This is a genomic window from Govania unica (genome assembly GCF_027920805.1).
Lineage (GTDB): Bacteria > Pseudomonadota > Alphaproteobacteria > Sphingomonadales > Govanellaceae > Govanella > Govanella unica.
Window position 1 is genome coordinate 271,053 of the sequence record NZ_JANWOI010000001.1, and the last position, 20,241, is coordinate 291,293.

Here is a 20,241-nt window from a genome sequence, read left to right on the forward strand (position 1 = left end):
GACGAAATGAGTGACATGGTTCTTCTCGATATCGATGGGCGCGGGGTGGCAACGGTCACCATGAACCGGCCTGAGCTGCATAATGCCTTCAACGAAGACATGATCGCGCAGCTGACGGAAATGTTCGCGGCGCTCGATCAGAATGACGCCGTGCGCGTTGTGGTTCTGACCGGCAAGGGCGCGAGTTTTTCGGCCGGTGGCGACCTGAACTGGATGAAGAAATTCGTCCAATATTCCCACGCGGAAAATATGGCTGACGCCATGAAGCTCGCGGTCATGCTGAAGACGCTGGATCGGTTGTCGAAGCCGACCATTGCCGCCGTCAATGGCGCGACCTTCGCGGGCGGGGTTGGGTTGCTCAGCTGCTGCGATCTGGTGGTGGCGGTGGAGACGGCGATTTTCGCGGTGTCCGAAGTCAAGATCGGCCTCGCGCCTGCGACCATCTCGCCCTATGTGGTGGCGGCCATCGGCGCGCGTGCGGCGCGACGTTATTTCCTGACCGGGGAACGCTTCGATGCCGGCCAGGCGCAGGCCATCGGCCTTGTGCATGAAGTCGCGGCCGATCACGCGGCGCTCACGCAGACGGTGGACGGGTTCATCAAACAGTTTCTTGGCAATGGTCAGACGGCCATGACGGCGTCAAAGGATCTGGTGTTCGCGGTGATGGACCGGGCGGTCGATGACGCGCTTATGACGGAAACCGCGCGGCGCATTGCCGATCGCCGTATTTCCGCCGAAGGACAGGAAGGGCTCGCGGCCTTTCTTGAAAAACGTAAACCCAACTGGGTCAAGGGGTAGGTGCCGATGTTTGATCGCATATTGATCGCGAACCGTGGCGAAATCGCCTGCCGGATCATCAAGACAGCGCGGCGGCTTGGCATCAAGACCGTGGCGGTTTATTCGGACGCCGATGCGAACGCGCGCCACGTGCGGCTGGCGGACGAGGCGGTGCATATCGGCCCGGCCCCGGCGCGGGAAAGTTATCTGCTCGCCGATCGTCTGATCGCGGCGGCCAAGAAAACCGGGGCTCAGGCCATTCATCCGGGCTATGGGTTCCTGTCGGAAAATGTGGAGTTCGCGGAAACCTGCGCGCGGGAAGGCATTGTCTTTGTCGGTCCTCCGGCCTCCGCTATCAGCGCCATGGGCTTGAAAGACGCGGCGAAGAAACTGATGGAAGCGGCAAATGTGCCGGTGGTTCCCGGTTATCACGGCGACAATCAGGACGATGATTTCCTGCGTGGCGAAGCGGCCAAGATCGGCTATCCCGTGCTCATCAAGGCGGTGGCGGGCGGCGGCGGCAAGGGCATGCGGCGGGTCGATGACGCGGCGGAGTTTGATGCATCGCTCGCCTCGGCGCGGCGCGAGGCCAAGGCGGCGTTCGGCAATGACGCCTGCCTGATCGAAAAATACATCACCAAGCCGCGCCATATTGAAATTCAGGTGTTCGCCGATAAGCACGGCAATGTGGTGCATCTGTTCGAACGCGATTGTTCCCTGCAACGCCGCCATCAAAAGGTGGTGGAGGAAGCCCCCGCGCCGCATATGCCGGATTATCTGCGCGCCGCCATGGGTGCTGCTGCGGTTACGGCGGCGGCAGCAATTGGATATGAAGGTGCGGGCACCATCGAATTCATTGTCGATGTGGCGAACGGCATTGAAGACGCGCCGTTTTATTTCATGGAGATGAACACGCGCCTGCAGGTCGAGCATCCGGTGACTGAAATGATCACCGGTCAGGATCTGGTTGAATGGCAGTTGCGAGTGGCGGCAGGCGAAGTTCTGCCGCTGGCGCAGGAGCAACTGGCGATCTGCGGCCATGCTTTGGAAGTGCGGATTTATGCCGAGGATCCGGCGCGGGGATTCCTGCCGTCCATCGGGCGCTTGCTGCATCTCGGCTTCCCGACGACCGACAGCCATGTGCGCGTCGATACCGGGGTGGAGCAGGGCGACGAAGTCTCCATGCATTATGATCCGATGATCGCCAAACTGATTGTCTGGGATCGCGATCGCGCCTCGGCCGTGCGCCGCATGAAAGGTGCGCTCGGGCAATGCGCCATTGCCGGGCTTGCGTCCAATGTGGCGTTTCTCGGCCGGGTCGCGGGTAATGCCGATTTCATCGCGGGCGATGTGGATACCGGCTTTATCGATCGCCATCTGGAGGATCTGGTGCCAACAGACAGCGGGGCGAGCGATCGCGTGCTGGCGCTGGCCGCAGTCGATCACCTGTTGCGGCTGCGCGAGCAATATACGGCGACGGCGCGGGCGAGCGGCGATCCCTATAACCCCTGGGGTGCGGCCGACGGCTGGCGTATGAACGGGCAGACCGATCTTACGCTGCGCTTTGACGACGGGCATTCCATTCGCGAGATTCTGGTGAGCTTCGACGGTGACGGCTGGTGCTTCGATTTTGGTGGTCACAGCATGAAGGTGCGTGCGCTGCGCGGACAGGATGGGGAGCTCAGGGCCGATCTTGGCGGTGAAACCTTGCGCGCCATCGTGGTGCGGGCGGGTCATGATGTGTCCGTGATCATCGGCGGTGTCACCCGGCGTGTGCAGTATTACGATCCGGGCGTCGCGGCCGAGGAAGGGACATCGACCGGCGGCGGCATCACCGCCCCCATGCCGGGTAAAGTCACCCGCGTCATGGTCGCGGCCGGTGATAGCGTCACACGCGGCACGCCCTTGCTGATTCTGGAAGCCATGAAGATGGAGCACACCATGACCGCGCCGGTCGATGGCACGGTGGCGGCGCTTCATGTGGGCGAAGGTGATCAGGTGACCGAAGGCAGCGTGCTTGCGGTTGTCGAGGCGGCGGAGGCGTGAGGATGTTGCCTAAATTCGTGACCCTTTATGAGGTCGGCCCGCGTGACGGCTTGCAGAACGAAGCGCAGGTAGTGCCGACCGATATCAAGATCGCGCTGATCAATCGTCTTGCGGCGGCGGGGCTCCGGGAGATCGAGGCGACGAGTTTCGTGTCGCCCAAATGGGTGCCGCAGATGGCCGACAATGCGGCGGTGATGGCGGGCATCACCCGCGCGCTCGGCGTGGTCTATCCGGTGCTGACACCAAACCTTATGGGGGCGGAGGCGGCGCTGGCGGCAAAGGCCGATACCTGGGCCATTTTCACCGCGGCCTCTGAAACCTTCAACCAGCGCAATATCAATTGCTCCATAGCGGAGAGCATTGAACGCTTCCGGCCAGTGATGGAGCTTGCCCGCCGCCATGATGTGCGGGTGCGCGGTTATGTGTCCTGCACCCTCGGTTGTCCTTACGAAGGTGCGATCGCGCCTGACAAGGTGGCCGAGGTGACCCGCGCCCTGTTCGATCTTGGGGTTTACGAAGTGAGCTTGGGCGACACCATCGGCGTCGGCACGCCGAACAAGGTGGCGGCCATGCTTGAGGCGGTGCTGAAAATCGCCCCGGCGGAGAAGCTCGCCATTCATTGCCATGACACCTATGGGCAGGCGCTCGTGAATATCCATGAGGCGTTGAAGCATGGCATCACCATCGTTGACAGCTCAGTGGCTGGTCTTGGCGGTTGTCCCTATGCCAAGGGCGCGTCGGGCAATGTGGCGACGGAAGACGTGCTGTTCTTGTTGAACGAACTCGGGATCGAGACCGGCGTTGATCTGCACGCCATCGTCCGGACTGCCTGGTTCATTGCCGATCATCTGGGCCGCGCGCCGTCCTCCAAGGTGGCGCATGCTCTTAAAGACAAACTGGCCGATTAACGCGGAGAAAATTCATGCATAGCTTCCCGTCCCTCAATTTCGATCTTGGCGACGATATCGAAAGCCTGCGCGACACCGTGGCGAAATTTGCCGCCAAAGAAATCGCCCCGCGTGCGGCGGAGATTGATCGCGACAATCAGTTCCCCATGGACCTGTGGAAAAAATTCGGCGATCTCGGCCTGCTCGGCATGACCGCTGAAGAAGAATATGGCGGGGTCAATATGGGCTATCTCGCCCATTGCATCGTCATGGAAGAAATCTCCCGCGCGTCGGGCAGTGTCGGGCTGTCTTACGGCGCCCATTCCAATCTTTGCGTCAATCAGATCAAGCGCAACGGTACGGCCGAGCAAAAGGCGAAATATCTGCCGAAGCTTATCTCCGGCGATCATGTGGGCGCGCTCGCCATGTCGGAGCCGGGGTCGGGATCGGACGTGGTCTCTATGCGGCTCCGCGCCGATAAAAAGGGCGACCGCTATATTCTGACCGGCAACAAGATGTGGATCACCAATGGTCCCGACGCCGATACGCTGGTGGTTTATGCGCGGACCGATCCGAATGCCGGGGCGAAGGGCATCACCGCGTTCCTCATTGAAAAGGGCTTCAAGGGATTTTCGACGGCGCAGAAGCTCGACAAGCTCGGCATGCGCGGCTCGAACACCTGTGAGCTCGTGTTTCAGGATTGCGAAGTGCCCGAGGAAAATGTCCTTGGCAAGCTGAACGAGGGTGTGCGGGTTCTGATGTCCGGCCTTGATTACGAACGCGTGGTGCTGGCTGCGGGGCCCATCGGGCTCATGCAGGCGGCCATGGATGTGGTCGTGCCCTATGTGCATGAACGCAAGCAGTTCGGTCAGGCTATCGGTGAGTTTCAGCTGATGCAGGGCAAGCTTGCCGACATGTATACGACGCTGACGGCGAGCCGGGCTTATACCTATGCCGTGGCGAAGGCCTGCGACCGCGGCGAGACCACGCGGAAAGACGCGGCCGGGTGTATTCTTTATGCGGCGGAAAAAGCCACCTGGCTCGCACTTGAGGCGATTCAGGCGCTGGGTGGCAACGGTTACATCAATGATTATCCAACCGGCCGTATCATGCGCGACGCCAAACTCTATGAGATCGGCGCCGGCACCAGCGAAATCCGCCGCATGCTCATCGGCCGTGAATTGTTTTCCGAAACGCTTTAGAGGTCCGATTCTAAGTTGTCATTGCCGGGCTTGACCCGGCAATCCACCTCAGCGGTTGAGCCATGGATACGCGGGTCAAGCCCGCGTATGACAGGTTTTAATTATTGTGATCCTATTGGACTGCTTGGGTGGACTTGTCTTCCGAGAAGGCATAGAGGCTGGTCTGCAGCCAACACTATGTCATTGCCGGGCTTGACCCGGCAATCCATCTCGGCGGTTGAGCCATGGATACGTGGGTCCAGTTCGCGTATGACAGGCTTAAATCTGTGACCAACGTGCGGCTTCGTACTTCGAGACAGCGCTAACGCGCTTCCTCAGCACGAACGGATGAATAAGAAAAGCCGTTCGTGCTGAGGAGCGAAGCGTCTCGAAGCACGGGCCATCTGATTCCAGCCTTGGGCCGCCACTAATATTTGCAATGTCATTCCTCTGTCGGCAGACTGCGGCAAACAGGTTTCCGGCAGGGGTTCATGAGTTTGCAACAGACGGGTACGGACGATCAGCCATCCTTGCGTTATGCTTGGGGCGTGGTCGGACTTTTGAGTTTTGCTTATACGTTTTCCTTCATTGATCGTCAGATCCTGAGCCTGCTGGTGGAACCGATCCGTCGTGATCTTGGGATTACGGATACCGGGGTCAGCCTGCTGCATGGCCTCGCGTTTGTTATTTTCTATACCACTATGGGTTATCCCATAGGGCGGTTGGCCGACCGGGCGACGCGCAAATGGATCATTGCGGCGGGCATTACGGTGTGGAGCCTGATGACGGCGGCTTGCGGGCTCGCGCGGGATTTCACGCAGTTGTTTATGGCCCGCATCGGTGTCGGCGTTGGCGAGGCGGCACTGTCGCCTGCTGCCTATTCCATGATCAGCGATTATTTTCCGCGTGAAAAAGTCGGCCGCGCTATGGGCGTTTACACCATCGGCATTTATGTGGGCACGGGGCTTGCGCTCATCGTCGGCGGGGCGGTGGTGCAGATGGCCATGCATATGCCGCCGCTGGAGGTGCCATATCTTGGCTCCATCAAGGCCTGGCAGTTGACGTTTTTTGTCGTCGGGCTGCCGGGGCTGTTGATCGCGCTTCTTGTGTCTCTGGTGCGGGAACCGGCGCGGCGCGGGGTCGAGACGGTGACGCGGGACGGGCAGTCCTTCATGGATGGGCTCAGGTATATCGGCGCGCATTGGCGGCTTTATGCGCCGTTTATGATGGGCACGTCCTTTGTGGCGCTGATCGGTTATGCCTGCAATTTATGGCTGCCGACCTTTTTTATGCGCGTGCATGGTTTCACGGCGGGGGAGGCCGGGCTTTATGTGGGCCTCGTGGTACTCGTAGGTGGGGTGATCGGCGTCTATGGCGGCGGCATGCTGGCCGATCATCTGATGGCGCGCGGGAGATATATCGCTTATCCGCTGGTGATCATGCTGAGCGGCATCGGCATTGTCATTCCGATCATTCTGGTGCCGCTGATGCCGACCCCGGCGCTGGCCATTCTCGCATATTTGCCGGCGGCGATTTTCACCAGCGTGCCGTCATCGACCTCGCCTGCGGCCTTGCAGCTCATCACGCCGAATGAAATGCGTGGGCAAGTGTCGGCGGCGTTTTTGCTGGTGCTCAATCTGTTCGGGCTGGGCATCGGGCCGACGGCGGTGGCGCTGGTGACGGATTACGGCTTCAAGGATCCGGCCATGCTGGGCTATTCGCTCGCGATCATCTCGACTTGCGCTGTGCCGCCTGCGGTGATCTTATTATCGCTCTCTCTGAAGGGGTTTGCCGCTCGCATCCGCGAACGCGAAACGCTTGAGGCCGAGATCGGGCTGACAGGAAAAAGGACTTAATGATGCTGAAAAAGGCAATGATGCTGTCGATGGCGGCGATGGTCATGACGGGGGCTGTGCACTCGGCGCAGGCGGCTGAAGCCGATGACGCCGTCACCTACCGCAAGGAAGTGATGAAAATCATCGGCGGCAATATGGCGGGCCTGTCCATGGCGCTCAAAGGCAAGATCGATGACCCGAAGGCGCTGCAGACCCATGCCGAGATGCTCGCGCGCACATCAAGCATGGCGCTTGGGGCCTTTAAAGAAAATACCGCAGGCAAAGGCCGCGAACGCACCACCGCCAAGGCGGATATCTGGAGCAAATGGCCGGAGTTCGAAAAGGATATGAAGGCCTTCGATCAACAGGCGCAGAAACTGGCGAGCGCTGCGGCAAGCGGCGGGGCCAAGGCGGCTGGTGCCGAGATGGCGGCTTTAGGCAAAAGCTGCAAGACCTGCCACGACGATTTCCGCGAAAAGCACTGAGGCTTGGGCGTGGTCTATGAGGACAGGATGACCTGATAGACCACCGCACCGACAATCCCGAGTGTGAGCAGCGCCCAGAGCGGATTGATGAATTGCAGCGGACGCGGCAAGGGTGCGTGCCACAGACGCCAACCGGTGACCATGGGCGGGATGATTTTTTCCCGCAGTATGAACTGGTAATAGAGCGCCGCGAGGATATGCAATCCGGCGCTGACCAGCAGGATATTGAACAGGCTTTTATGGAGGGCGGTCAGGGTATAGGAGAGCTCCTGACTGACGAAGCCATAGAGCGGCCCTTCAAAAAGAATATCATCGGTGGCAAACAGCCCGAGCGTGGGTTGCAGCAGGATCAGCAGCAACAGCAAAACAATCATCCAGCCGCCGGTGGGCGTATGTCCGGCGACGGGCGGCACCTTGCGCGCGGCTATGGCGCTCAGATACATAATCATGCGGCCGGGGCCGACGAGAAAATGCCGAAAGCGCGCTGTGCTGCTGCCGTAGAAGCCCCAGAGAATGCGGGCGAGCACCAGCGTCAGAACAGTTATTCCCGACCATTGATGAAGCTCCATGTCGCCTTGCTCGACGCTCCACCAGCTCAGGCCCATCAGACCGACGATGGACCAGTGAAAGATCCGCACCGGCGCATCCCAAATACGGATTTTTACCTGCGGCCCGGTCATAGGGACACGCCTTTCGAGCCGTCGAAACTCTGAAGCCAGGCGGTAAGCGGCGCCGGATCGGCGCACCCGAGTCCAAGCTTGCTGCGTCGCCAAAGAATATCCTCGGCCGTGCGGGCCCATTCATGGTTCCATAAATAGGCGACCTCCCGGGCATGGAGGCCGGGCAGAATTTCCGGCCCGAGATCGCTCATATCCTCGCAGCCGTTCAACAGGAAATGCAGACGGTCGCCATAGGCGCGGGCATAACGATCCAGGAGGGCGTGTGGCAGCCAGGGGTAGCGGCAGGCGCTTTCGGCCAGGAACTCGCGGAAGCTGTCGGTGCCGAGATCGCCGCCGGGAAGCGGGGCTGTGGCCGTCCAGGCGGGCCCGAGCTTGGGGAAATGCGGCGCGAGCTTATGAAGCACCGCTTCGGCCAGACGGCGATGGGTGGTGAGCTTGCCGCCATAGACCGAGAGCAGGGGCGCGGCGTCGAGGGTCTGAAGCTTCAGCACATAATCGCGAGTGACGTTCGAGGCGTTGCCGTCGCCGTCGTCATAAAGCGGGCGCACGCCGGCAAAGCTTCCGACCACGTCGGCGGCTTTCGGGGGCTTGTGGAAATAATCGCCGACCGTCGCACAGAGATAGTCGATCTCTGCCGTCGTGATGGCCGGGCTGTCCGGCATGGCGGTCAGTTCAAGATCGGTGGTGCCGATCAGGTTATGGTCGGGGCCAAAGGGCATGACGAAAATCACCCGCCGGTCAGCGGCTTGCAGGATATAGGCCTGATCACCGGCATAAAGACGCGGCACGATAATATGGCTGCCCTTCACCAGCCGGAGCGGGGTGCGTTGCGGCAGGCCGATCACCTCGTGATCGACGGTCCCGGCCCAGGGTCCGGCGGCATTGACGAGCGCACGGGCATGCAGCGTCCTGCCATTGATGGTCACGTTCCAGATGCCGTTTTCGGGCCGGGCGCTGGTGACCCGGCTGCGGGTCAGGATATGAGCGCCGCGTTCGGCGGCATCCATGCTGGTGACGACCACGAGGCGGGCGTCATCGACGGCGCAATCGGCATAGCTGAAACCGCGTGTGAGTTCGGGCCGGAGCGGCAGACCTTCGGGCAGATGGGCGAGATCGAGCCCGCGCGAGGCAGGCAAGCTGTGTTTGCCGCCCATATGATCATAAAGAAAAAGCCCGATGCGCAGCATCCAGGCCGGGCGCAGGCGCTTGTTATGCGGCATAACGAAGGTCATGGGATGGACAAGATGCGGGGCGATTTTCAGCATCACCTCGCGTTCGGCAAGGGATTCCCGCACCAGCCGGAATTCATATTGTTCGAGATAACGCAGCCCGCCATGAATGAGTTTGCTCGACGCCGAGGAGGTGGCCGAGGCGAGATCATGGGCTTCGGCGAGCAGGACACGCAGCCCGCGTCCTGCGGCGTCCCGGGCAATGCCCACGCCATTGATGCCGCCGCCAATGATCAGAAGATCATAAAGATCTGGTGTGGGTGTAGGGTCATACTGTGGCACGTCTTGCCGAAACCTCTGCCGAAAACATCAAATTCTGGAATAAGATATCACTAATCTGGCAAGAATGAAGCGGGGAGACGGACAGATGTTGCTGCTCAGCATCGATCAGGGCACCACGAGCACGCGGGCCATGCTGTTTGATCGCGATGGCCGGGTGCGGGCGGCGGCACAACAGGAACATCAGCAGATCTATCCGGCCCCCGGGGAAATTGAACATGACGCCGACGAAATCTGGACCCGGACCCTTGCGGTGACGCGGGCGGCGCTCGCTCAGGCGGATGCGCCGGTGGTGGCGCTCGGCATTACCAATCAGCGGGAGACGGTGGTGATCTGGGACGCCCGGACCGGCGCGCCCATCGCCAACGCCATCGTCTGGCAGGACCGGCGCACGGCGGATTTCTGCGCCGGGTTGAAGGCCCATGAGGCCGAGGTCACAGCGCGCACGGGGCTGTTGCTTGATCCCTATTTCTCCGCGAGCAAGATCGTCTGGTTGCTTGACCATGTGCCCGGGGCGCGGGGCCGGGCCGAGCGGGGCGAGCTTCGCATGGGCACCATGGATTGCTTTTTGCTGTGGCGGCTGACCGGGGGGCGGGTGCATGCGACCGATGCCACCAATGCGTCACGCACCATGCTTTACAATATTCATGACGGGCGCTGGGACGACTGGTTGCTCGATCTGTTCGGCGTGCCGAAAAGCCTGTTGCCGGAGGTGCGCGATTCAGTGGCGGCGTTCGGGGTGACGGACCCGGCCCTGTTCGGGCAGGCCATCCCCATCACCGGGATTGCCGGGGATCAGCAGGCGGCGACGGTGGGGCAGGCGTGTTTTGCCCCCGGCATGGTGAAATGCACCCATGGCACGGGGTCGTTTCTGATGCTGAATACGGGGGCGCGGGCGGTGCCGTCGCAGCATCACTTGCTCACCACCATCGCCTATCAGTTTGACGGCAAACCGACCTATGCCCTTGAGGGCAGCGTGTTCAGCGCTGGGGTCAGCATCAAATGGCTGCGCGACGGGCTCGGGCTCATCGGGTCTGCGGCGGAGGCGGATGCGCTGGCCGAACGGGCCGGGCCGCATAAGGGGGTTTATCTGGTTCCGGCCTTCAGCGGGCTTGGCGCGCCCTATTGGGATGCGGCGGCGCGCGGGGTGATCTGCGGGCTTACGGCAGGCAGCGACGCGGGCGATCTTGCCCGGGCGGCGCTTGAGGCGGTGGCCTATCAGACCCGCGATCTGGTGGCTGCCATGACTGCTGAATTTGCGGGTGATGCCGGGGCCTCGGTCCTGCGGGTCGATGGTGGCCTGACCAACAGCCGTTGGCTCATGCGCTTCATGGCCGACATGCTCGGCCGGCCGGTGGATGTGCCGGACGTGGCCGAGACCACGGCTTTGGGGGCAGCGTTTCTCGCTGGGCTCGGGGCCGGGGTTTATGACGGGCTTGACGATATTGCCGCCCACTGGCGTCGCGCCGCGCGTTATGAGCCGACCATGCCGGAGCCTGAACGCAGGGCGCTTTATGCCGGGTGGCAGGCTGCGGTGCGACGTACCCTCGGTTGATAAGCGATGTTATTGAATAAGCTTCGACAGGTCCTTGAAGATGTCGGTGCCGGCCACATGCAGCCATTCGAACAGAACCATTTCCGTGGTCACCACCTCGATGCCGTTCTGGAGCAGGCGGGCGCGGGCGGCGTCGAGGCTTTCCGTGCGGCGTGAGCCCACGGCATCGATGACCACCGCCACATTCTGACCCGCGCGGGCGAGGGCGAGCGCGGTCTGTAACACGCAGACATGGGCCTCGATGCCGCAGATCACGATCTGATTGCGGCCGCCCGACTGATCGATCTGTTGCAGATGGCGCCGGATGGCGGGATCGGCCACGGCGGAAAAATGAAGCTTTTCAAAGACCTTGACCCCTTCGATGAAGGGTTGGAGCGGTTCGACCGTGGGGCCGAGCCCGCGCACATATTGTTCCGTCACCGTGACCGGGATATCGAGCCGCTGGGCGGCGGCGAGCAGCACCGCGCTATTGTCCACCACCTCGTTGATATTGGCGATATGCGGGGCGAGACGGTCCTGAATATCAATAACCAGCAACTGTGACCGGCTTTGTTCGAGCAACATGAGAGCTCCTTGACGCTTGTTTTCCCGGAGAGACAGAAGCTTATCGGCAATGTCCCGGAGAGGCAAATGGGAGGGCGCTCTCGTCCTAGATAAAAGCCGGGGGGCGGCGTAAACTCGGGGGCAAGCTTGGGAATAACGGGCGCAATGCCGCCCACTCTGAGGAGCCTCATCATGGATGCCATTGCTGATCAACGCGCACGGCTTAACAAGGCCGCCGCCGATTTTGTCGCCAAGCCGAAAAAGCTGCTGATTGATGGCGAATGGGTTGATGCCAAAAGCGGCAAGACCTTTTCGACCGTCGATCCTGCCACCGGCCTTGAAATCACGCGTCTGGCCGAGGGTGACGCCGCCGATGTGGACGTCGCCGCCCGCGCCGCCCGCCGCGCCTTTGAGGAGGGAGAATGGCCGCGCCTCCGCCCGCGCGACCGTCAGCGCTTGCTGTTGAAGCTCGCCGATCTTGTGGAGGCCCATGCCGATGAACTGGCCGAGATCGAGGCCCTTGATAACGGCAAGCCGGTGACCTATGCGCGTTTTGTCGATGTCAATATGGCGGTGGATTTCCTGCGCTATATGGCTGGCTGGGCGACCAAGATCGAAGGCACCACGCTTGATCTGTCGACCGGGTTCACCCCGGACGATCAGTTTTTCGCTTATGTGCGCAAGGAAGCGGTTGGCGTCGTCGGTCAGATCATCCCGTGGAATTTCCCACTGGTGATGGCAGCCTGGAAACTTGGTCCGGCGCTTGCGACTGGCTGCACGGTGCTGCTGAAGCCGGCTGAACAGACCTCGCTCTCGGCCCTGCGTCTCGGCGAACTGGTGATGGAGGCCGGGTTCCCGAAGGGTGTGGTCAATATCATCACTGGCTTTGGCGGAACCGCAGGCGCGGCTATTGTCGAGCATCCGGAAGTGGACAAGATCGCCTTCACCGGCTCGACCGCTGTCGGCAAGCTCATCGGCATGGCGGCCATGAAGACCATGAAGCGGGTGTCTTTGGAACTCGGCGGCAAATCGCCGGTGGTTGTGATGGCCGATGCCAATCTTGAAACAGCGATCCCGGGCGCGGCTATGGCTGTGTTCTTCAATATGGGTCAGGTCTGCACCGCCGGTTCGCGTCTGTTCGTCGAACGCAAGGTGTTCGATCAGGTGACCGAGGGTGTGGCGGAGGTGGCCAAATCCATGAAGATCGGTGCCGGGCTTGATCCGGCGAGCCAGCTTGGGCCCTTGGTGTCAGCGGTGCAGCGTGATCGGGTGATGGCTTATATCCAGTCCGGTCTGGCCGAAGGCGGCCGTGCGCTTACGGGCGGTCAGGTCATCGGCGGCGCCGGTTGTTTCGTGGAGCCGACGGTGTTTGTCGACGTAAACTCCAGCATGAAGGTCGTGCGGGAGGAAATCTTCGGCCCGGTCGTGGTGGCGCAACCCATTGACGATATTGCCAATATCCCGGCCATGGCCAATGACACCATTTATGGCCTCGGGGCCAGCATCTGGAGTAACAATCTAAGCTTCGTGCATCGTCTGGTACCGAAGATCAAGGCCGGGACGGTGTGGGTCAATTGCCATAACTTCCTTGACCCGGCGCTGCCGTTTGGCGGCTACAAGCAATCGGGGGTCGGCCGCGAGATGGGCCGGGCAGTTCTCGATCTTTATACCGAAAGCAAGTCGGTTCTCATGCAGATCTGAACCGCAACCATTTAAAGACAGGGTCAAGGCCGGCACCTGCCGGGCTTGACCATTGTCTTTAAAGCGGGCTAGTCTTTTGGTCCAGGGATGGAGGCAGCAGCTCCCAAAATGGGAATGCAAGGGGGACGATGACCTACGCGCCCGAGCATATGGCGACAGAAACAGGCCAGTTTGAATATTGGGAACAGGCTGTCACCGGCGTGTGCGGGGCCCTGTCGGCCGAACCCATACGTGACCGTCCCTTTCGCGGCCTGGTCAAGATGCGCCGGGCTGGAACCATCAATATCGTTGAACATCATTCAGACATTGACCGTCTGATCTGGACCGATCGGCATATTGCGTCCGCGCGCGAGGAATTCTGTTTTCTCGTGGTGCAGCGGCAGGGTCGGACACGTCTGTTTCAGAACGGGGCGGACAGCGTGATCGGCCCCGGCGACTGCGTGTTGGTGGACAGTTTGCGGCCGGTCGAATTTCGCTATGACAGTTCGGGCGTTGATCAATTGTCGTTTCATCTGCCACGCAGCCAGCTGGTGCAGCGGCTGTCGAGCCGTGATGTGCCTTGTGGTCATGTTCTCGGTGGCGGCAGCGGCAGCGGCGCGGTGCTCGTGGCCTTTGCCCGGGCGCTTTATGAGCAGGCATCAACCCTTGCCCATGATCAGACCGGGTTCAGCGACAGTCTGATCGATCTGCTGGTGGCGGCCTTGTCGAGTGGTGATCAGTCCCTTGATGGCGATAGCGGCGGCACGGCTGCCCTGCAACGTCGCCGCATCATGAGCTATCTTGAACAGAATTTGCAGGACCCGGACCTGAGCCCAGGCCGGGTGGCTGCGGATCTTGGCATTTCCATCCGTCATCTTCATCGCCTGTTCTCGGAAAGCGGGCAATCGGTGAGCGACTGGATCTGGCGGCAACGGCTCGATCGGGCGGCGCGCGATCTGGTGGAGCCGCGGTTGCGCGGGCGCAGTATTCTCGACATTGCCTTTGATTGGGGATTTAACGACGCGTCGCATTTTAGCCGCGCCTTTCGCGCCGTCCATGGGCGCTCCCCGCGCGAGCATCGGCGTCTGTCGACGGTTTGATTGGGCCCGATAAGTCGCTCGCAGTGGTTATGGCACTCAGAGACAAGTTTCCGGGCGCGCTTGATCAAGCATGTGGCGCAGAGCAAGGATAGGCTTGAGCAATAGAGGTCCAGATAAAAGGGCCGGATAGGGAGGTTGTCATGATCTTTTCCACGGGACGAATCCGCGTATTATGCGCGACCACGGCGTTTTATGGACTTGCGATATCTGCCGTGACGGCACAGCAGACGCCGGCTCAGTCGACGCTGCTTGAAGAAATCATCGTGACCTCGCAAAAGCGTCAGGAACGCCTGCAGGATACGCCGCTGTCGGTGACGGCCTTCTCGGGCGCAGCGATCAAGGAACTCGGACTCACCACCAGCACCGATCTCGCCCAGCAGACGCCGGGCTTGAAGATCGGCACCCCGGTCGGCGAAGGCAACAATCCTTCGATCACGCTGCGCGGCGTTGGTCTCAATGACTTCAACGACAACAACGAAAGCCCGGTCGCCGTTTATATCGACGACGTCTATATGGGGTCGCTGGCCGGTCAGACCTTCCAGATGTTCGATCTGGAACGGGTCGAAGTGCTGCGCGGGCCTCAGGGCACGCTTTATGGCCGTAATTCCACCGGCGGTCTGATCAATTTCATTTCAAAGCGCCCGACCAAGGAGATGGACGTCTATCTCGAAGGCAGCTATGGCCGTCATAATGATGTGCGTATCGAAACCGCCATCGGCGGCCCCCTCACGGAACGGTTGCAGGCTCGTGCTTCGCTCGCCTATACGCGCGCCGATGGTTACGTGACAAACCGTGCGGGCCCGGATCGCAATGAAAAAGAAAATCTCGCCTATCGCCTGCAGCTCAATGCCGATTTCACGGATGATGTGAGTCTGCTGTTGAATGTCCATGGTGCGCGCAGTCATGTGAAGGCGCCGGTCTATCAGCATCAGGGGACAGGGCTTGATTATAATGGTGATCCCTGCAGCATTGGCCAGGCGCAGGCCGGGCAATGCACGGATTTCTTCGGCTATCAGGACACCGACGGCGACCCCTTCGCCGGTGCCTATGACCGCAACGGCCGCTTCAATCTTGATACCAAGGGCGGCTTCGCCAATCTGACCTGGGATTTCACCGATAAGATCACTATGACTTCGATCACAAGCTATGACGAGGTCAAGAAGCTCCATGAAGAAGACACGGACATGAGTCCGTTCGACCGTGTCGATCCGACCTTCCGCTTGAAGGCCCATCAGTTCAGCGAGGAGCTGCGTCTGAATGGCGATATGGGCAGCGTTAAATGGGTAGCGGGCGGTTATTATTACCATCAGAAGGTCAATATGCCGCAGGACCTGCGGTTCGGGGTCGATCTCGATCCGACATTCTTCCTGCAGACACTGGCCAAGCAAAAGACCAGCTCGATCGCCGGTTTTGGACAGGTGGAATGGGAATTCGTGCCGACCTTGTCGCTGCTGGCCGGGCTTCGCTACACCAAAGAGAGAAAGACCTATGACTATACTCAGGTCGATGTGCTTGGATCGCCTGAACTTTCAGGGGTTCCGGGTACGGTCCTGCTTGACTTCAATCAAGCCACTGACGGTGATCTTGCGGTCTTTGACAAGGGAATCTGGTCGGGCAAGGGCGGTCTGAACTGGAAGCCCAATGACGATATTCTGGTCTTTGCAAGTGTGGCACGCGGCTTCAAATCCGGCGGTTTCAATGCGGGCTTCACGAGCGCCGGCCCCGAAGACATCAAATATAATGACGAACGGCTTACGTCCTATGAGCTTGGCTTGAAATCGACCTTCTGGGATGGCCGGGCGCGTTTCAATGTTACCGGGTTCTATTATGACTATAAGAACCTCCAGGCGCTGACCTTCCGCGATTTCTCGTCCTTCATCACCAACGCTGCGAACGCCACGGTGAAGGGGGCGGAATTCGAACTGGTGGCCAATCCGCTTGAGGGACTTGATGTCAATCTTGGCTTGAGCCTTATTGACAGTAAGGTGGATGGCCTGACCGGGGCCGATGGGGAGACGGTCAACAACCGTCGTCTGGTGCTCGCGCCGAAGACCTCGTTCAACGCGCTGGTGCGTTACAGCGTTCCGTTCGAGAATGGCAGTTCGCTCGCGGCGCAGGTCGATATGAGCTATCAGACCTCGATCTATTTCGACATTTTCAATCAGCCGTTGTCTCGTGGCAAAGGCTATGACATCTGGAACGGTCGCTTGACCTACAAGTTCCCGGGTGAAAAGCTTGAACTCGCGGTCTGGGGCAAGAATATCTTCAACAAGAAGTATCTGGTCTATACCTTTGACTTCACAGAGCAGTTCGGTTTCAACCAGTTATTCTACGGTCAGCCCGCCTGGTATGGCGCGACTTTGACCTATCGTTATTGATTTCGGGCACTCAGGACGGGCGAGTATGATGGCAGATCGGCGCATATCCGGATTTGTGATAGCTTCACTTCTAAGTGTGGCTTTGGGGGTTATGCTCGCGTCCTGCGGTGAAAAGGACAAGGGAACGGGGAGCGCGGAAAATGGCGCGCTCGCCCGTCAGGGGCATGAGATCATCAAAACGGTCTGTGTCGGCTGTCATGAAGCCAATGACAAAGGCCTGCCAAGCCGGATCGGCGGTGCGCGCAAGTCTCCCGAAGGTTGGGAGATGACGCTGGTGCGCATGATGACGTTCCATGGCGTCGAGCTGACGGCGGATCAGCGCCGCGCCGTGGTCAAATATCTCAGCGAGACCCAGGGGCTCGCGCCGTCGGAATCAGCGCCCTATCGCTATGCGCTCGAACGTCGCACCAATATTGTTGAAAAAGCCGCGGATCCGGATTTGCAGGTGATGTGCGCACGCTGTCATTCCTATGCCCGCGTGGCTTTGCAACGCCGCGATGCCGAGGAATGGAAACTGCTCGCCAATATGCATCTCGGGCAGTGGCCGACCATCGAATATCAGATGTTGTCGCGGGATCGTGACTGGTGGGTCGATGCCTCGACCGAAGTGCCAAAGAAATTGTCCAAGCTTTACCCCTTCACGACCAAGGCTTGGGACGACTGGAAACTGGCCAAGAAACAGAAACCCGAAGGCCGCTGGCGTGTGGTGACCTATATGCCCGGCGCAAGCTCGAATATGCAGGGGCAGGCGCAGAATTATGTGGACGGCATCCTGTCGGTGAAGTCGAAGGGCGATGACGCCTATGAAGTGACCTATGAACTCGCAAGCGATGGCCGCACCGTCATGTCGGGGACTTATGGCGCGCTTGTGTATAGTGGCTATGAATGGCGGGCGCGCGGCAAGTTCGACGGCCGTGACTTCCGTGAAGTGGCAGCCATGTCGCCCGACGGCAACAGCATGAGCGGGCGCTGGTTCTGGCATAACGCCAATGAAGTCGGTGGCTATATTCAAGCCGTGCGCATGGATAAACATATCTCGCGCATCATGGGCCTGAATGGCGAGGGCCTGAAGCGCGGACAGATGGGCGATGTCACCATCCTCGGGGTTGGGCTTGAGGGCACCGTCGATCTCGGCCCGGGCATCGCTGTTGAAACCGTGTCCAGCTCTCCGGAACGGATTACTGTTCGGGCGACGGTGGCGATTGATGCGCCGCTTGGCCGTCGCGATATTCGCGTCGGCAAGACGGAGCGGGCGGAGGCCATTGGGGTCTATGACACCATAGACCGCATCGTGGTGACGCCGGGCTATGGGGTTGCTCGTGTCGGTGGCGGCGGCGGTCATGTGGTGCCGGTGTCAGCACAGTTCGAGGCCGTGGCTTACAGCAATGGCCCGGACAAGAAGCCCGGCACCAAGGATGATTACCGCATTGGTCTCGTGCAGGCGGACTGGCATACGGAACCCCATGATGCTACTGCGGCCAAGATGAAGGATCAGCTTTTTGCCGGCAAGATCACGCCGCAGGGCCGCTTCCTGCCGTCACAGGCCGGACCTAACCCCGACCGTTATATGAGTGCGGGTAACTTCGGTGATTTGAATGTGGTTGCCAGCATCACCGGCAGCGAGACGACGGTTGTTGGCAAAAGCCATCTGATTGTCACCTCGCCGCGCTGGAACAATCCGCCGATTTATTGAGAGCGGCGGCCAAATGGATAGAGGTCAGGCCCGCTAGAGCGGGTCTGACAATGGAGAACAGAGAATGCAGACCACCCGCGCGCTGACCCTTGATCCTCTTGCCGCCCACAGTGTGAGCGTCGGCGAGCGGCGCGTGCTGTTTCATATTCCGACCTCCAGCCTGTTCGATCTCGATCCCTTGAGCGCTGAGCTTTATGACATGCTCGGTGCCGGGCCCGTGCAGGCGGGAGATCTTGAGGCACGGTTCGACGGCCGCTTTGCCGCCGATGCCGTGGTCGAGGCGGTGGAGGAGTTTCAGGCGCTTGGACTTATCTCGGGGGGGAGGTCCGGCGACAGGCGACGTGTGACCGAGGCGCGTAAGCATGCCCCGGTCACACGGTTTCCATTGAGCACGCTTGTGCTCAATGTCACCACCGGCTGCAATCTGTCCTGCAGCTATTGCTATAAGGAAGATCTGACCACTCCGGCCAAATCCCGCGACATGGATCTGGCGACGGCCGAGAAATCGGTCGAGCTGCTGCTTGAGGAATCGGCCGAACGCAAGCGCGTCAATCTGGTGTTTTTCGGTGGTGAACCGCTCAGGCGGCTTGATTACATCAAAAGCGTTGTGGCCTATGCCGATCGCCGCGCGGCCGAGGTTGGCAAGGAAGTTGATTACTCGCTGACCACCAACGCGACCCTGCTCAGTGACGCGGTGATCGAGTATCTCGACGCGCATCGGTTCGGCGTCGCCATCAGCATGGACGGGCCCAAGATCCAGCATGATAAAAATCGCCTGACGGTGGGTGGCAAGGGCAGTTATGACGCCATCATCGGCAAGGTGAAGCGTATCCTAGAACAATATAAAAGCCGCCCGGTGGGCGCGCGGGTGACACTCGCGGCGGGCAATACCGATGTGGAGGCGATCCACGCCCATCTCAAGGACGAAATCGGCTTTGCCGAGGTCGGCTATGCACCGGTGACGGCAGGCGACAATGCGCTGTTCAATCTGACCGGGGACGAGTTGCAGGAGGTGTTCGCGGGCTTCAAGCGGCTTGGGCTTTCTTACCGTGACGCGGCCATCGAAGGTCGCAGTACCGGGTTTTCCAATCTTCATCAATTGATGACCGATCTCCATGACGGCACGCGGAAGGCGCTGCCTTGCGGGGCCGGCGTCGGCATGCTTGCGGTCGATAAGGATGGCGGGCTCAATCTCTGTCACCGCTTCACCGGGTCGGACATGCCGCTGTTTGGCACCCTGGACGACGGCATCGATAAAACCCGACTTGGCAGTTTCATCGATGCCCGGCTCGATAAGACCGGCACCGGCTGCGAGACCTGCCGCATCCGCAATCTCTGTGCCGGTGGCTGTTACCACGAATCCTACGCGCGCTATGGCGATCCGCAGCATCCGACCTATCATTACTGCGAGATCATGCGCGACTGGGTTGATTTCGGCATTGAGATCTATGTGGATATCATGTCCAAGAACCCACGGTTCTTCGACCAGTATATCGCACCACGCCGCGGCGACCGGGGGCTGCCGCTCGACAGTCTGGCCCGCGCTCCTGAGACCATGGGATGACGACCATGAAACATCTAAGACCTTTGAATGACAAAGCCCGGTTGCTCAGTGAAAGCTCGCCTGAGACGCGGGACGAGGTCATGGCCATGCAGACGGTGGTGGTGAGCTGCACAAGCTCACTCGATCCCGGCTGGGAAATCGATCCGTTCGGATCGGTGGCCTCGCTCTGTCAGCCGCTCGAAGCCGATCTGTACGGCTGCACCGATCCCTGTTGGTGGCCGGCGCAGGTGCCGGACACCATCAACACCTATCCGAACTGGAACAAGGACGCGCCATCGGCTCAGAACGATTGGCGCAAGCTTGAATCCGTTTATCCGGAGGATTGACGG

General features: G+C 60.3%; 16 protein-coding genes. 13 read left to right on the top strand and 3 right to left on the bottom strand.

The window, feature by feature from the left end; genetic code table 11:
• The first annotated feature begins 6 nt into the window (after positions 1-6).
• The 6 genes from NYP16_RS01185 (at position 7) to NYP16_RS01210 (ending at position 7,211) form a co-directional block, all read left to right on the top strand.
• A complete protein-coding gene (locus NYP16_RS01185; protein ID WP_274942278.1) occupies positions 7-798 on the top strand; it encodes an enoyl-CoA hydratase/isomerase family protein in 792 nt (263 codons plus the stop codon).
• Between the two features lie 6 nt (positions 799-804).
• The gene (locus NYP16_RS01190; protein ID WP_274942279.1) at positions 805-2,823 is read left to right on the top strand and encodes an acetyl/propionyl/methylcrotonyl-CoA carboxylase subunit alpha; all 2,019 of its coding nucleotides are present in this window, start codon (positions 805-807) and stop codon (positions 2,821-2,823) included.
• A gap of 2 nt (positions 2,824-2,825) precedes the next feature.
• A complete protein-coding gene (locus tag NYP16_RS01195) occupies positions 2,826-3,731 on the top strand; it encodes a hydroxymethylglutaryl-CoA lyase (protein ID WP_274942280.1) in 906 nt (301 codons plus the stop codon).
• A gap of 14 nt (positions 3,732-3,745) precedes the next feature.
• On the top strand, positions 3,746-4,912 hold the full coding sequence (locus NYP16_RS01200; protein WP_274942281.1) for an isovaleryl-CoA dehydrogenase: 1,167 nt from the start codon (positions 3,746-3,748) through the stop codon (positions 4,910-4,912).
• 470 nt (positions 4,913-5,382) lie between these two features.
• Positions 5,383-6,747 (top strand): spinster family MFS transporter, encoded by a 1,365-nt coding sequence (locus NYP16_RS01205; protein WP_274942282.1) that lies wholly within the window; start codon positions 5,383-5,385, stop codon positions 6,745-6,747.
• 2 nt (positions 6,748-6,749) lie between these two features.
• Positions 6,750-7,211, top strand: a complete 462-nt coding sequence (locus tag NYP16_RS01210) for a c-type cytochrome (protein WP_274942283.1) — start codon at positions 6,750-6,752, stop codon at positions 7,209-7,211.
• A gap of 14 nt (positions 7,212-7,225) precedes the next feature.
• Here NYP16_RS01210 and NYP16_RS01215 read toward each other — a convergent pair whose 3' ends face one another.
• Together NYP16_RS01215 and glpD are read right to left on the bottom strand one after the other, a co-directional pair.
• The gene (locus NYP16_RS01215) at positions 7,226-7,891 is read right to left on the bottom strand and encodes a cytochrome b/b6 domain-containing protein (RefSeq protein ID WP_274942284.1); all 666 of its coding nucleotides are present in this window, start codon (positions 7,889-7,891) and stop codon (positions 7,226-7,228) included.
• Positions 7,888-9,402, bottom strand: a complete 1,515-nt coding sequence (gene glpD / locus NYP16_RS01220) for a glycerol-3-phosphate dehydrogenase (RefSeq protein WP_274942285.1) — start codon at positions 9,400-9,402, stop codon at positions 7,888-7,890. The genes NYP16_RS01215 and glpD overlap by 4 nt, the downstream gene beginning before the upstream one ends.
• A gap of 85 nt (positions 9,403-9,487) precedes the next feature.
• On the opposite strand from glpD, the gene glpK reads away from it, so the two are divergent.
• Positions 9,488-10,954, top strand: a complete 1,467-nt coding sequence (gene glpK, locus NYP16_RS01225) for a glycerol kinase GlpK (protein ID WP_274942286.1) — start codon at positions 9,488-9,490, stop codon at positions 10,952-10,954.
• A 9-nt stretch (positions 10,955-10,963) separates the two neighbouring features.
• Here glpK and NYP16_RS01230 read toward each other — a convergent pair whose 3' ends face one another.
• A complete protein-coding gene (locus NYP16_RS01230; protein ID WP_274942287.1) occupies positions 10,964-11,518 on the bottom strand; it encodes a hydrolase in 555 nt (184 codons plus the stop codon).
• Between the two features lie 171 nt (positions 11,519-11,689).
• Here NYP16_RS01230 and NYP16_RS01235 point away from each other — a divergent pair, with 171 nt between their 5' ends.
• The 6 genes from NYP16_RS01235 to qhpC all read left to right on the top strand — a co-directional run bounded on the left by NYP16_RS01235 (position 11,690) and on the right by qhpC (position 20,238).
• Positions 11,690-13,198 carry an aldehyde dehydrogenase family protein gene (locus NYP16_RS01235; protein WP_274942288.1) on the top strand — a complete coding sequence of 503 codons (1,509 nt, stop codon included), beginning with the start codon at positions 11,690-11,692 and terminating at the stop codon, positions 13,196-13,198.
• Positions 13,199-13,326: 128 nt separating this feature from the next.
• A complete protein-coding gene (gene feaR / locus NYP16_RS01240) occupies positions 13,327-14,277 on the top strand; it encodes a transcriptional regulator FeaR (RefSeq protein ID WP_274942289.1) in 951 nt (316 codons plus the stop codon).
• Between the two features lie 140 nt (positions 14,278-14,417).
• Entirely contained in the window at positions 14,418-16,655 is a 2,238-nt protein-coding gene (locus NYP16_RS01245; protein WP_274942290.1) for a TonB-dependent receptor, read from the top strand.
• 25 nt (positions 16,656-16,680) lie between these two features.
• The gene (peaA, locus tag NYP16_RS01250) at positions 16,681-18,348 is read left to right on the top strand and encodes a quinohemoprotein amine dehydrogenase subunit alpha (protein WP_274942291.1); all 1,668 of its coding nucleotides are present in this window, start codon (positions 16,681-16,683) and stop codon (positions 18,346-18,348) included.
• A 64-nt stretch (positions 18,349-18,412) separates the two neighbouring features.
• Positions 18,413-19,912: a quinohemoprotein amine dehydrogenase maturation protein gene (gene peaB, locus NYP16_RS01255; RefSeq protein ID WP_274942292.1), complete on the top strand. Its 1,500-nt coding sequence runs from the start codon at positions 18,413-18,415 to the stop codon at positions 19,910-19,912.
• 5 nt (positions 19,913-19,917) lie between these two features.
• Entirely contained in the window at positions 19,918-20,238 is a 321-nt protein-coding gene (qhpC, locus tag NYP16_RS01260) for a quinohemoprotein amine dehydrogenase subunit gamma (RefSeq protein ID WP_274942293.1), read from the top strand.
• The last annotated feature ends 3 nt before the right edge of the window (positions 20,239-20,241 follow it).

What these genes read in the sequence shown, in the direction of transcription:
- glpK (WP_274942286.1), top strand. Translation starts at nt 9,488, where the DNA reads ATGTTGCTGCTCAGCATCGATCAGGGCACCACGAGCACGCGGGCCATG.
- NYP16_RS01215 (WP_274942284.1), bottom strand. Translation starts at nt 7,891, where the DNA reads ATGACCGGGCCGCAGGTAAAAATCCGTATTTGGGATGCGCCGGTGCGG.
- peaA (WP_274942291.1), top strand. Translation starts at nt 16,681, where the DNA reads ATGATGGCAGATCGGCGCATATCCGGATTTGTGATAGCTTCACTTCTA.
- qhpC (WP_274942293.1), top strand. Translation starts at nt 19,918, where the DNA reads ATGAAACATCTAAGACCTTTGAATGACAAAGCCCGGTTGCTCAGTGAA.
- NYP16_RS01245 (WP_274942290.1), top strand. Translation starts at nt 14,418, where the DNA reads ATGATCTTTTCCACGGGACGAATCCGCGTATTATGCGCGACCACGGCG.
- NYP16_RS01185 (WP_274942278.1), top strand. Translation starts at nt 7, where the DNA reads ATGAGTGACATGGTTCTTCTCGATATCGATGGGCGCGGGGTGGCAACG.
- feaR (WP_274942289.1), top strand. Translation starts at nt 13,327, where the DNA reads ATGACCTACGCGCCCGAGCATATGGCGACAGAAACAGGCCAGTTTGAA.
- NYP16_RS01230 (WP_274942287.1), bottom strand. Translation starts at nt 11,518, where the DNA reads ATGTTGCTCGAACAAAGCCGGTCACAGTTGCTGGTTATTGATATTCAG.
- NYP16_RS01205 (WP_274942282.1), top strand. Translation starts at nt 5,383, where the DNA reads ATGAGTTTGCAACAGACGGGTACGGACGATCAGCCATCCTTGCGTTAT.
- NYP16_RS01200 (WP_274942281.1), top strand. Translation starts at nt 3,746, where the DNA reads ATGCATAGCTTCCCGTCCCTCAATTTCGATCTTGGCGACGATATCGAA.
- NYP16_RS01190 (WP_274942279.1), top strand. Translation starts at nt 805, where the DNA reads ATGTTTGATCGCATATTGATCGCGAACCGTGGCGAAATCGCCTGCCGG.
- NYP16_RS01195 (WP_274942280.1), top strand. Translation starts at nt 2,826, where the DNA reads ATGTTGCCTAAATTCGTGACCCTTTATGAGGTCGGCCCGCGTGACGGC.
- peaB (WP_274942292.1), top strand. Translation starts at nt 18,413, where the DNA reads ATGCAGACCACCCGCGCGCTGACCCTTGATCCTCTTGCCGCCCACAGT.
- NYP16_RS01235 (WP_274942288.1), top strand. Translation starts at nt 11,690, where the DNA reads ATGGATGCCATTGCTGATCAACGCGCACGGCTTAACAAGGCCGCCGCC.
- NYP16_RS01210 (WP_274942283.1), top strand. Translation starts at nt 6,750, where the DNA reads ATGCTGAAAAAGGCAATGATGCTGTCGATGGCGGCGATGGTCATGACG.